General features: G+C 55.9%; 10 protein-coding genes. 4 read left to right on the forward strand and 6 right to left on the reverse strand.

Annotation, left to right across the window (positions count from 1 at the left end):
- The 6 genes from VGE80_RS16025 to VGE80_RS16050 all read right to left on the reverse strand — a co-directional run.
- A partial coding sequence (locus VGE80_RS16025; RefSeq protein WP_440593369.1) for a hypothetical protein occupies positions 1-683 on the reverse strand: 683 nt, incomplete at its 3' end.
- Positions 680-1,507 carry an ATP-binding cassette domain-containing protein gene (locus tag VGE80_RS16030; protein WP_440593370.1) on the reverse strand — a complete coding sequence of 276 codons (828 nt, stop codon included), beginning with the start codon at positions 1,505-1,507 and terminating at the stop codon, positions 680-682. The genes VGE80_RS16030 and VGE80_RS16025, both read right to left, overlap by 4 nt.
- A 1,137-nt stretch (positions 1,508-2,644) precedes the next feature.
- Entirely contained in the window at positions 2,645-3,256 is a 612-nt protein-coding gene (locus tag VGE80_RS16035) for a hypothetical protein (protein WP_440593371.1), read from the reverse strand.
- A 54-nt stretch (positions 3,257-3,310) separates the two neighbouring features.
- Complete coding sequence (locus VGE80_RS16040; RefSeq protein ID WP_440593372.1) at positions 3,311-4,552, reverse strand: DUF1501 domain-containing protein; 1,242 nt, start codon at positions 4,550-4,552, stop codon at positions 3,311-3,313.
- A gap of 977 nt (positions 4,553-5,529) precedes the next feature.
- Positions 5,530-6,204, reverse strand: coding sequence for a choice-of-anchor E domain-containing protein (locus tag VGE80_RS16045; RefSeq protein ID WP_397570048.1), 675 nt, complete (start codon positions 6,202-6,204; stop codon positions 5,530-5,532).
- 320 nt (positions 6,205-6,524) lie between these two features.
- Positions 6,525-7,157 carry a hypothetical protein gene (locus tag VGE80_RS16050; RefSeq protein ID WP_397570047.1) on the reverse strand — a complete coding sequence of 211 codons (633 nt, stop codon included), beginning with the start codon at positions 7,155-7,157 and terminating at the stop codon, positions 6,525-6,527.
- Positions 7,158-8,224: 1,067 nt separating this feature from the next.
- Here VGE80_RS16050 and VGE80_RS16055 point away from each other — a divergent pair.
- The 4 genes from VGE80_RS16055 to VGE80_RS16070 all read left to right on the forward strand — a co-directional run.
- Positions 8,225-9,175: a prolyl oligopeptidase family serine peptidase gene (locus tag VGE80_RS16055; protein WP_440593373.1), complete on the forward strand. Its 951-nt coding sequence runs from the start codon at positions 8,225-8,227 to the stop codon at positions 9,173-9,175.
- Between the two features lie 340 nt (positions 9,176-9,515).
- Positions 9,516-10,859 (forward strand): Gfo/Idh/MocA family protein, encoded by a 1,344-nt coding sequence (locus VGE80_RS16060; protein ID WP_397570045.1) that lies wholly within the window; start codon positions 9,516-9,518, stop codon positions 10,857-10,859.
- Between the two features lie 156 nt (positions 10,860-11,015).
- Positions 11,016-11,789 carry a PAQR family membrane homeostasis protein TrhA gene (gene trhA, locus VGE80_RS16065; protein ID WP_375314978.1) on the forward strand — a complete coding sequence of 258 codons (774 nt, stop codon included), beginning with the start codon at positions 11,016-11,018 and terminating at the stop codon, positions 11,787-11,789.
- Positions 11,755-12,002, forward strand: a 248-nt coding sequence (locus tag VGE80_RS16070) for a DUF4112 domain-containing protein (protein ID WP_440593374.1), incomplete at its 3' end; no start/stop codon positions are given. The genes trhA and VGE80_RS16070, both read left to right, overlap by 35 nt.

The raw sequence follows: 12,002 nt of genomic DNA on the forward strand, positions 1-12,002 counted from the left end.
GTCAATGACGCGCCCACTCGACGAGAGAATGACGTGAGGTCAGTCCTCAACATCAGTTCGGCTTTTCTCTTAAGAGAGACGTGCATGAGGCCCTCACTCACGAGGACACCTGCGATCACCAGAAGAGCTCCTGCCCACAAGTTGTCGAAGCACAGAAGTGCCGTGGCATGCAACAGCCAGTAGACACCGAACAATCCGGGGCATTGTGCACTGAGTTCACTGCAATTGAATAAGGTACGACCAACCGACCAGCACATTGGCACCAGCATAACTGCAAGGGGAGCAACTAATGCACACATCGCCGTGACGACCGTGACCCCGATCGCTTCAGAAACAGGGGTTAGACCTCGCTGTGGCAACTTTTCAACCTCGCCCTCCCAGCCGTGAATCGACATCCATGCGGCACCTCCATCATCTGCGAGAACGCTCCTGCTGCGGAGTTGCAACCAGGCGAACATCAGGATGGCAGCTGAATTCCCCACAAGGATTGCGACGGAAATGACTCCTCCAATTGAGGACAGGATTTCCCAGTAGCTCAGTGAATCGCCATATCGTCGGGCATCGCGCACCAGCACGCCCCACAGGACTATCAACGGGAACAGATTAAAGAGAACCAAGGACACCAGCAAACGCATCAGGGTACGTCCGGCGTCCGGTAGCCGCTCAATAGGAAACACTTTCATCGGGATACCTCCGACGCGCCGTTCGCCCCGGAAACAGACGATTGCTCCAGGTATCGTTGGACGCGTCGGACCGCGTCTGGAAACAGTAAGTCGTTGAGTGCATCCGCTGACAAAGCCGTCTGATTGAGGAGATCTCCAAGAGACCGCCGGTCCAGGTTGTGGGCAAGTCGACCATCGCTGAGAACGAGCAAGCGATCGGCCAGTTCAGCAACAACTTCAGCTACGGGGGTTGTCAGGACAATCGTCTTCCCCTGTTCACGCGCTTGATGCTTTAGAACTTTCCGCAGTGCGCTCGTGCCAGCGGGGTCCAAACCTCCTGAAAACGGCTCATCAAGCAGCAATAACTCTCGCCTCGACAGGAGTGCTGCACATAATCCGACTTTCTTTTTCTGCCCCGTCGAAAGACTCCCTATCGATTGCAATTCAGAACGGTCCAGTGAAAACAACGCCAGAAGCGCATCGATCTGATCAATTGCTTCTCCGATCGGGATCTCGAAAAGTTCGGCTGCCTCATCGAGGTACTCTCGGACCTGAAGTTCGCCGGGCAGCCATCCATCGTCTGGGAGATAAAGGGCCTTCCGACGTGCCGCCCGCTCGGCCTCGACGGACTTACGACGAGGAAACCCAAACACGCTGACGTTGCCGCGCGCCGCCGATAAAGCACCAGCGATCGTCGCGAGTAAAGTTGATTTCCCAACCCCGTTGATGCCTACGATGATCGCAATTTCGCCAGGCTCAACGCGGAAATTCAGATCACGCAAGACGAATCGGGCGGAATGGGCACACCAGAGTCCCTCTACATACACTGCCGGGGCCGTAGACATGACCATTCCCTTGCGAACACGATTCCAAGATGTTGCCCGCTTCTCACAGAAAGAATGGACAACATCGAAACGCACGGACTCGCTTCGTGGATCATGCATACAGACATTTGGGGGCGATTTTTGCGATCCCGTCACAAGCGACTGACGTCCAGGCTCGACTCGTTCGCACAAGGCCTCGACCAATGGACTCAACCGTGGGCCGACCTCTGCATACGCGAATTTCGTCCCACTTAGACAGCAAGAAAGGTTAGCCAACAGGAAGGGGTTTAGAAGAAGCCCAGATCAAATCAGCCAGCCTCTCATGCAAAGCGATTGACGGAGCCATGCGGTGAGCGGTCGAAATCCTCATCCCTTGACTGGTGGTGCGCGCTGGATCTCACATGCACTCGCCATACGCAGTGCCATTCTGAATGGAGTGAACAATGACCATAAGAATGGCGCGGGACAGGTTACAAGCCCGCCGCGGCCGCTTTTGCAAATGAGCTGCCGAGATTGAGTTCACGATCCCTCGCAGCGAAGCCGGCACGGACGTCGCTTCAAGCGCGTCAGGATGAATTCACTTTAACCGGTGAACTACAGTTCAAGTCATCCAAACATTGACTTGACCAGCGCCAGTTCCAGCAGGTAACCGAACAGGTACCAGGTTGCGAGTAGAGAAATGGGTACCACCAAACTCGTCGAATTGCGACTTGTCATTTTAGCCCCCCGGCAAATTGACCTGTACAAATGAGAGCGGATGGGGAGCTCCGCTCCAGCCGATTTCGGTGTTAGCGACCGCCTCTATATGTCTACAGCGCAAGGGCCGACCGCTTTAGGACGGTACAATTCTGGTTGCAGGGAAAATTTTCACCCCTTTCTCGACTCGGGACCGCAGATGTGACATCCCTGCCGACAGCGTCGCAGCCACGCGGAAGTTACTGGCGAGAGGCAGACGGCAGACTCACCGGGGAGCCATAACCTGCCGCCATCAACGAAAAATCCCCTTGGCGAGACAGGTAACTCGCCAAGGGGATTTTTCAAGTTCGCAGAACAGTCACGCAGGCGGCATTACGTTGTGGTCAGCCGCCGCGATTGCGATAGCGGTGGGGTATCATCATGAGACGTCGCTCACCGCTACTGCAGCCCATTTCGACGCAATTACTTCTTTTCTTCCGGCTTGGGTTCTTCAGCCTTCTTTTCTTCTGCTGGTTTCGCGAGGTCAACTCCGCGAATAATCTGAATTTCAGGCAACGCCGCCTTCAGTTCTGCAACACCGGCGTCGGTCACCTGGGTCTGCCAGAGATACAGCTTTTTGAGCTTCTTCAATCCATGGAGGTGCTTCAGTCCGGCATCGGTGACAGCGGTTCCGTAGAGATTGAGATACTCGAGGTTCTCGAGCCCCTTGAGGTTCTCGAGTCCCTCGTCGGTCACCTTGGTTTTCTCCAGGTGCAGTCGGACGAGTCCCTTGAGATCTTTCAGGTGTGCCAGTCCGGCGCTGGTAATTTCCCGTCCGCGAAGGTTGAGTTGCGCAACCCGAGGGAGGTTCTTAAGTGGTGCAAGGCTGTCGTCGGTGATTTTACCATCGGCCAGATGGAATGCGACGTCCAGTCGCGGATCATTCTGTGCCAATTCCATCACCTGACCACCTGATTTGCGAACTTCAGCGATCGCGGTCTTTTCCGCCTCGCTCGGGGCGGCGTTCTCCTGGGCAATCGCCATCCCGGCAGAAAAAGTTCCCAGCAGGGCAAACAGACTCATTACTCGCAACATTGTTGTCACTCCTCAGTAGTAGAAAGCGAATTCCCAGTCAGGAACGGTTAATCATCAACTCGCTGCGGTATACAGGGGCTGAATGACTTCTCCGTTCATGAGATGGTTTGGTCGGCCGAGCGGATCCATGATTAACTCTTCCGGGCTGACCCCTAATGCATCGAATAGTGTCGTGCAGACGTCCGCGGGAGACCAGGGACGCGTCGTCGGATAAGCGGCAATCTCATCGGTTTGGCCAATCACTTGTCCACCCCGGATTCCCGCTCCCGCAAACAAAGCAGAATAGGCATGTGCCCAATGGTCACGGCCGGGGACCGACTCACCCGGAAGCATCGAAATTCTAGGCGTACGGCCAAACTCGCCCATGACCATCACCATTGTCTGATCGAGCAACCCGGAAGACGACAAATCGTCCATCAGCGCAGCAAGTCCCCGGTCGAGTTGCGGCAGCAGCGTATTCTTGAGGCGTCCCCAGTTATCCACGTGTGTGTCCCAGGTCTGCACGATTCCCATCGCAGCCTGAACGATCGGCACCCCCGCCTCGATCAATCGACGTGAAAGCAGGAGGGACTGACCAAACTTGTTTCGACCGTAACGTTCACGGACTTCCGGGTCTTCACGGTGAATATCGAACGCCTTGGCAACCCGGTCTGAAGTCAGCAGCGACAGCGCCAGTTCCTGCTGCTCGCCGAAGGAATTCATCCGTCCGCCTGAGTTGCGCGAGACAGGGCTGCGATTCATTTCCTCCAGCAACTGTTGTCGAGCCATCAACCGGGGTGACGTGACACCCGGTTGCAGTCGAAGCGAATCGATACCAAAGTTGGGGTCGTTTGGGTCTTGGTTGATCTGCCACGGGTCGTGTTTCGGACCGAGAAATCCCGCATACTGTCCGGGCCAGGTCAATGGACCTTCGATAAAGTAATTCGGCAGTGAGACCCCATTCGGAATGCCATCATTTCTTGGCCGCATCCAATCCAGGGCCGACGCAAAGTTCGGAAAATCAAACCGCGATTCTACTCGGTCCAGGTCGCTTCCGCCGCGAGGAATGGGGGTCGGGCGACCGGTGAGAGCCACATGAGTCGCCAGCAGATGATTGTGTTCGACATGCGACAGCGAACGAATCATCGACCACCGACCGAGTTGTTCGGCCAACTGAGGCAGATGTTCGCAAACGGCAACCCCGGGAATCGCTGTATCAATCGACGTAAACTCCCCGCGGATTTCCGCCGGGGCATTCGGTTTGGGGTCAAACATATCAAGCTGACTGGGGCCGCCACTGAGCAACACCAATAGCACGGATTTGGCTCGACCAGTACGGTATGACGGATTCGCTGAAGCTCTACGGGACGCACAAGGGAGTACGCTTCCCGCGACGCCTGCTGCACCGATACGAAGGACTTGACGGCGGCTGAGTTCAAAACGGGGTTGAATCATCAGAAAACCTCGCGGGAGTCGGTGGGAAATACAGTGGATTTTTACCGGCAGGGTTCAGCAACGTCGTCAATATTTCATTCATACTCGTAATGAATGCCGGGAACAAGTGCGATTGCCATGCGTACACGACGTCGTCCTCGTTTTGTAACTCCTGACAGGGAGCCAGATGGCGACGATCGAGGGTCGATTGCTCTGCACCGGGCGTCCGGCCCCATGACGACAATATTCGAACTGAAAAACTTCGAGATCAGACCAACCTGCCCGTTCTGGCCCCGATTTCTCTAGCGGGTTGCCATCGGAGTTCCGTCAGTGACGGTTCTGTTATCGGTTTTCCCCCCGTACGGAAATCAGTTCCCTGAGGGAATGTGCAGGCCAGGGGGATCGACAGCAAGTCCCAGAATCCTCAGAGACCTGGATCGACTGGGGCGAGCAACACAGATTGCTGCAGCGGACCGAGCGACTTTCCGCGAAAGTCATGGATCGCGTTTTCCGAGTGTCAGACAGCGCGTGAAAGAGGTCGCGAGAGACAAAAAACCTGCCGCGCTATGGGGTGAGAGTACGCGAGGCGCAAAGGGCGTTCGTTTGAAACGAAGGACCAGTGTCAACGCAGGCGGTCGCTTCAGCTGCTGCGGCAGTTCGAAATCGAAGATCAATTGAGATCCCCGGAGAGCGCACAAAGTTCCCAAAGAGCGTAGTGTCAGCGCAATGCATTCACATCGCAGAGGAAACGCAAGATGCCACTGCAACGTTAATATCCGATGCAGTGGCAATCGAAAAAAATCGGAACGTGAGCGACAACGTCGATCCCGAGGTCCGCGCTCATTCAGCGCAAGTGTCAATCAGACAGCTTGCGTCTGTCGTCGCCGTCGGGCAAATCCAAACCCCGCGGCGGCCAGTCCCGTCGCACCGAGTGCAAAAGTTGACGGTTCGGGAACTGACGTGTACTCGTAGGTGATCGTAATCTCACCGCTGGCGATCGCGTTTCCCCCGAAGTAGACGCCATTGGCAGCAGTTCCATTGAACGTACCTTCGCTCCCAACAAACTTGAAATCGGCGTAAGCCACCCCAGTGCCGATAAAATCAGACCAGTTGGATGAGGCAACAGTATACTGCCCCGTGGTGTGAGTCGGGGTGCCTGGGAAGTTGTACGGGCCAATTCCTGACGCAACGGTTCCGGAACCGAAGAAAGCGGTCGCAGTTCCCGATACCGATGACCCATCGGGAGCAATCACGCTGAACGGAACTGCTGCCTGAGCGTTGGTGAATCCCTGACTCTTGCCGGTGAAATTCGCGACCGAGACGACGACATTGACGTCGGCACTGAATGACACCGTCACCCCCGTCAACGTTCCCAGTGACGAATCAAACTTTTGCAGCGACACCATCTCTTCAAACGACGTCGGCTGCGGAGACACGGTGGCCGAATAGCTGACGATGCCAGCATCGGCCTGACCGTTCTGCAACACCGCAACCACGGCCATCAATGCAACGAGAAGAGTTTTTTTCAACATCATAGAGCTCTACCTTACCAGCAACACCTGTCGAACATTCTCGGAACTCCCAATGCTTTCCGAGTCTTCCTAAACGATCGAGCATCGAACCCCAATCAGGCTCGTTAACCCTGGCACATCCCGTTACCATTCGGCGTCTGAGCGAATCACGGTCGAGCCCCCGGCTTCGATCAGCGCAGCGATCAAAGACGTTTACCCGGGCATCCCACATTTGGTGGAAGGCCCGGTCACGTCTCACTCATTGCACGATCCCTGTTTGAGATTTCGGGATCGTGCACCGTCCCGACTGTGCGTCGCCGGACGAAAGGTCAGACCACTCACCACTATTCAGCAACTCGCTTCCCCAGCCATCGTCGTCGCATTCCAACTGCGACACCCATCAGCGACGCACTCGCGGCCCCGTAGCCAATCAGCGGCATCCCCGAAGACTTCACCGCGGCTTGGGACAGATCAGTCGCTCCTTGCTCACCCGCACTCGCGTGACTTCCACTCAATTCGCTGCTGGGAGAATTCTTCCAGCGTTGAGCGAACTGTCCGAACATCGAGACTGGCTCACTCTCCGAACCAGCCGGTGGGATTGGCGACACGGCAGCCAACTGGGTGACAGACCGACCGGTCTCTTTGAATCCCAGGCCACCTTTCGTGTAGTCGAAAGCAGGCATCGCACTCTTGCGTGGTCCACGGGGACTCAGAATTTCTTTTTCAGGAACCAGCTTCGCATCGTGCAGATCATTAGCGAGCAATTCGGCCGCGTTTGGGAACTGGGCAGCACGGTATTCCAGATCAAACCCAACCACCGTCGCGGTCGAGAGAGCTGCTTTTGATTGAACACCGTCTGGAGTGATCTCTGCGAATTGAATTCGTGGAGCAAGCTCCAGAACAACTTCCGCCTGAGCTTGAGAGGCCCCGAAGGCATACAGAGCGGACAGCGTCGCGAGATTCTTCCAGTTCAACATTTGCAGGCCCTTCCTGGATTTATTGGTGACTGTCAATTTCGGGTGCTGCAGCATCAGCCACCGAATTCCGTCACAAAGATTGAAAGTTCAAATCGTTAACAACACGACATAGCAACAACGCACAAAGCGCACGCCGGGCCTTCACATGAGGCCAGGGCACACAAGACGGACGATGATCCCGAACGCAAACAGATTCGATTCACGACCAGAGTTCAGGACCGTAAACCAGATCGAGCGTCGCATGCTCAGCGAACGACACAGAGGTCGTTGTCTTCGCTGGATGCGCTCCCGGGAGTCATCACTCACGGGATTGATCTTGAAATCAATGAAGGCTTAATGCCTTTGTGCTCCATCCCGGTGACCTTTTGAAGCCGTCTCGGGTTGTGCGACTCATTTCTTTCCGAACACGTTCTGAGTCTAGACCGGTCGTCCGAATCGGCCACCGAATTTTTCAGAATTATTTATGAAAACTTCCAAACCGTGAATTCGCTCGGTCAAAGCAGGGTATTCCACCATTCTGTCCGTGATCCATTTTGTCCGGAAAAGCTTCAGAAATCCGAAACAACACAGGTCGAAAAGGTTCAAAACGGAATGGCGACTCACTCCGTCGACAGGTCGATTTCGCAGGGGCGAGGTAAACAGCAACCCCACGATTCTGTCCCGCCCATCTCCTGAGACGTGTCGGCTTCGTTTGAGCATTCGTGCGCTGCCCTGTCCCCTAAGGCTTGCCCATGTCATTCCCGGACCGCCAATCGTGGTTGTAAACCGGCTAGGTCCGCAGTCGTCTCGTGCATTGCATTCAGCCAGCGACGAAGTTCTTCTGCGTCGCAGCGACCTCCGGCTCACGACAACGGCTGACTGATAGTGCGGCCGGGGGCATCGGAGTCGACCCGGTGCGGAACAATTGGACCGAAGCGAAGCGCCTTAAATTCGACAGATCAGTCCCGATCATTGGTTTGCGGAACCGGCGGAATTCGGGGTAGCTTAGGCAACGGACCTGAATGCGTTGCGTCTGCCGATCGTCGCTGATTTTGCCTCGTATCCCAAAGACCTGCAGGGAGCTATTGATGAAGCAGTTTCTCAACCTTGGATTGTGCCTGACCGTCGTACTGCAATGGATATCGCCCGCGCTGTTTGCGCAGGAACCACATACGAGACAAGAGGACGTGATCTACGGCCGCAAGTTCGGCACAGCCCTGACCCTGGATGTCTTCAGCCCCAAGTCCAACGAGGGAAAGCCGGGCAAGGGGGCAGCCATTGTCTTTGTGGTAAGTGGCGGATGGTATTCGTCTCACGACCATATCAACCTCGGCTTCATCAATGAATTTTTGAAACGGGGCTACACCGTCTTCACGGTCGTGCATGGCAGCCAGCCCAAGTTCACGATCCCTGAAGTCCTCGAAGACATGAACCGCTCGATTCGGTTCATTCGCAGTCGAGCCGCCGAATACAAGATCGATCCCAATCGAATCGGGATCTGCGGAGCTTCTGCCGGTGGCCACATTTCATTGATGATCGGTACAGCAGGAACTGAGGGAAATTCCGCCGCGACAGATCCGGTCGAACGCGAATCAAGTCGCGTCCAGGCCGTCGCCTGCTTCTTTCCGCCAACCGATTTTCTGAACTACGGCAAACCGGGGGAAAACGCACTCGGACGAGGAATTCTCAAGGACTTCCGCGCCCCCTTCGATTTTCACGTCTATGACGAGGCGAAAAAGGCCTTTATCCCGATCACCGACGAAGATCGCATTATCGAGATCGGTAAATCAATTTCGCCGGTCAACCACGTCTCCAAGGACGATGCCCCCACACTGATCGTTCACGGCGATGCGGACTTCCTGGTTCCCATTCAGCAAGCCGAAATCATCATCGAAAAACTCAAGGAAAATGACGTCCCCTGTGAACTCGTGGTCAAAAAGGGACAGGGGCACGGATGGGCCGACATCGGCAAGGATCTGCTGACGCTGGCAGATTGGTTCGACAAACACCTGGCCCAACCAGCCCAAGACAAGGAATAACCGTGTGCAGTCGCGGAGGCGGGGGCATTGAAAACCCGCAACCGCTGCCGGGTTTACTTCCGTCACTTACAGGTCGAGCTCCCTCACTCGTATGAGGCTCCGAATGGAGTGACGGCGAAAAGGACGCGTCCATTGCCATCTCTTCATTCGCCCGCTCGCGGTCCCCGGACGGATGCAACGAGACGAGACCGACGCCGAAACGGTTGCTGTGGGCAAATCTCGTCAGATCAGTATTGGAAAAGGTTGCAGGCCAAGGGAAACTGGCATCAGCGATCTCTCATTCGTGTTAACGTCATGTCGATTTTCGAGTGTCTCTATTCCTTCGGTTAAGGATCAATCGATGTCTGGGATCTCCCGTCGAACGTTTGCTAAAACCACGATCGCTGCGGCCGTCGCGACGGCTGCCAGTTCGCAACGCGTTTTCGGTGCGAATGAACGGGTGCGAGTCGGATTCATTGGACTGGGCAACCGGGGTGATCAGGTCCTCAGCGGTTTTCTCGCTCAGCAGGATTGTGAGGTTGTTGCCTTATGTGATCTGCACGAGCCGTATCGCGAGTACGCTGCGGGCCGGATCGGCACCCGTCCCGAACAGTTCACCGACTATCGAAAATTGCTGGACCGAAACGACATCGACGCCGTGGTCGTTGCCACCCCAGACCACTGGCATGCACTTCAGATGATTCACGCGTGCCAGGCCGGCAAAGATGTCTACGTCGAAAAGCCTGCGTCACTCTACGTCAATGAGGGACGGGCCATGGTGAAGGCGGCTCGCGAGAATCATCGGATTGCCCAGGTCGGAATTCAGCGTCTGTCCTCCGAGCATTGCCGGGTCGCCGCAGAGCTGATCCGCGACGGAGCCATCGGCAAAGTGACGGTTGTCAGATGCTTCCACGTCCAGAACGAATGGCCCAAGGGAATCGGTAATCCTCCCGACGAAGAACCACCACAGGACTTCGACTGGGACGCATGGACGGGCCCCGCCAGGAAACGCAAATACAACAAGAATCGAACTTTCTACCGTTTCCGCTGGTTCTCTGATTTTTCGGGCGGACAACTGACGAATATGGGTGTGCATTATCTCGCACAGATTCATCGTTCACTGGGAGTCGACGCTCCTCTTGCCGTCATGGCGATGGGCGGAAAGTTTGCCAACTTCGACAACCGCGACATTCCCGACACCATGGAAGTCGTCTGGCATTACCCCAGCGACACTCTCGTCATGTTCACCCAGATCAACGCCAACGGAGCATCTCCGAGCGGTCAGCCGTGCGAAATCGAGTTCCGCGGCACGAAGGGAACCATGTATTTCAGCACCCACGGGTTTGAGATTGTGCCCGACAAACTCGCTCCGAATGAGTTCGCGGTCCGTTCCCCCATCGGACGCCATCTGGAAAAATGGCGCGTCGGCGAGGCGCCTGTCATCGAACCGCAGAAGGCCGCAGGGGTGGTTCGCGATGCGGACCATGCCCGCACGTTCCTCGACAGCGTCAAGACGCGGCAGTTGCCTCCTTGCGATATCGAATACGGACATCGGTGCACCTCAGCGGCACTCATCGCCAATATCGCCCACAGAACCAAATCCTTTTTGGAATGGGACGCCAGCACGGAACGATTCACCAACAATGAATCAGCCAACCAATGGCTGAGGAGCCAGTACCGCAAGCCGTACGAACTGCCAGAATGACACTGAAGAAGTCGGGCCAGGCGACAGAATGGCGTCAGAGTCCGGGCCCCGACCATTAATGTGATCGTGATCGCAATGATCGGCTGTTGAAGCGGAGATGCACAAGGAGACGTCAGTCTGACACCCGATATCCACCCGATCGACGTCTGGCCCTGGCTGGGAGTTCGTGAGCCATTTTGTTCTCTGAGTCATTACCTGGGCGCAGGCGTCTTTGCGGGATTAACGATCCCCTTGATCAGGCAAGGCCGAGGTGATCCTGTCCGGGTCGCCGGCCTCGCCACGTTTGGGATCGCAACAGTGATCCTCTTACTTCTCAGCGGGACCTACCATATTTTCTGGCCCGGTCCCCTCAGAGAATTCTTCTTGCGGGCTGACGTGGCCGCCGTATTTCTCCTGATTGCAGGGAGTATGACTCCCGTTCATACGATCCTTTTCACTGGCCTTGCGCGCTGGGGAGCGCTGGTACTGATCTGGTTCGTCGCCATCACCGGAATACTCTGGCGATTATTGTTCTGCGGGACGTCGCCCGGGGTGACGGGAATCGCATTCTTTCTGCTGTTCGGCTGGGGCAGCGTGTTTTCCGCAATCGTCCTCTGGCGGCGTTATGGCTGGAAATTCGTGAAACCCGCCGTCCTCTCGGGACTCGCCTACACCATCGGAGCGATTGTCCTGATCCGCCGCGATCCGGCGCTCGTTCCTGGCTGGATTGGTTCGCACGAAATCTGGCATGTCGCGGTTTTATGCGGTTTGGCATTGCATTGGCAGTTTGTCAGTCAGTTTGCTTGCGGACACGGCCCCGCAGAGATTCGGCGTCCCTCGCTCACGGTGAAGGAAAACGACTATGACAACTCTGAACCCTTTTGTGATCAATCGGCGTCCCTCGACGCAAGTCGAGGTGATCAGTCCGACTACGAAAAAAGCGACTGTTGAACCCGAGGTCATCTCGAATTCGGAGCGTCAACAGCGGATTCAGCAACTTCAGGCGATTGCTGAACTTCTGGACGGACAGTTCAAACTGCCAGGAACGAACATCCAGTTCGGCCTGGATGCCCTGATCGGACTTGTCCCCGGAATCGGCGACTTCGTGAGTGGAGGAATCTCCATTTGGCTGGTCCGCGAAGCCCAACGGCTCGGCGCTCCCAA

The organism is Schlesneria sp. (genome assembly GCF_036405755.1).
GTDB lineage: Bacteria > Planctomycetota > Planctomycetia > Planctomycetales > Planctomycetaceae > Schlesneria > Schlesneria sphaerica.

What these genes read in the sequence shown, in the direction of transcription:
- VGE80_RS16030 (WP_440593370.1), bottom strand. Translation starts at nt 1,507, where the DNA reads ATGTCTACGGCCCCGGCAGTGTATGTAGAGGGACTCTGGTGTGCCCAT.
- VGE80_RS16035 (WP_440593371.1), bottom strand. Translation starts at nt 3,256, where the DNA reads ATGTTGCGAGTAATGAGTCTGTTTGCCCTGCTGGGAACTTTTTCTGCC.
- VGE80_RS16045 (WP_397570048.1), bottom strand. Translation starts at nt 6,204, where the DNA reads ATGATGTTGAAAAAAACTCTTCTCGTTGCATTGATGGCCGTGGTTGCG.
- VGE80_RS16050 (WP_397570047.1), bottom strand. Translation starts at nt 7,157, where the DNA reads ATGTTGAACTGGAAGAATCTCGCGACGCTGTCCGCTCTGTATGCCTTC.
- VGE80_RS16055 (WP_440593373.1), top strand. Translation starts at nt 8,225, where the DNA reads ATGAAGCAGTTTCTCAACCTTGGATTGTGCCTGACCGTCGTACTGCAA.
- VGE80_RS16060 (WP_397570045.1), top strand. Translation starts at nt 9,516, where the DNA reads ATGTCTGGGATCTCCCGTCGAACGTTTGCTAAAACCACGATCGCTGCG.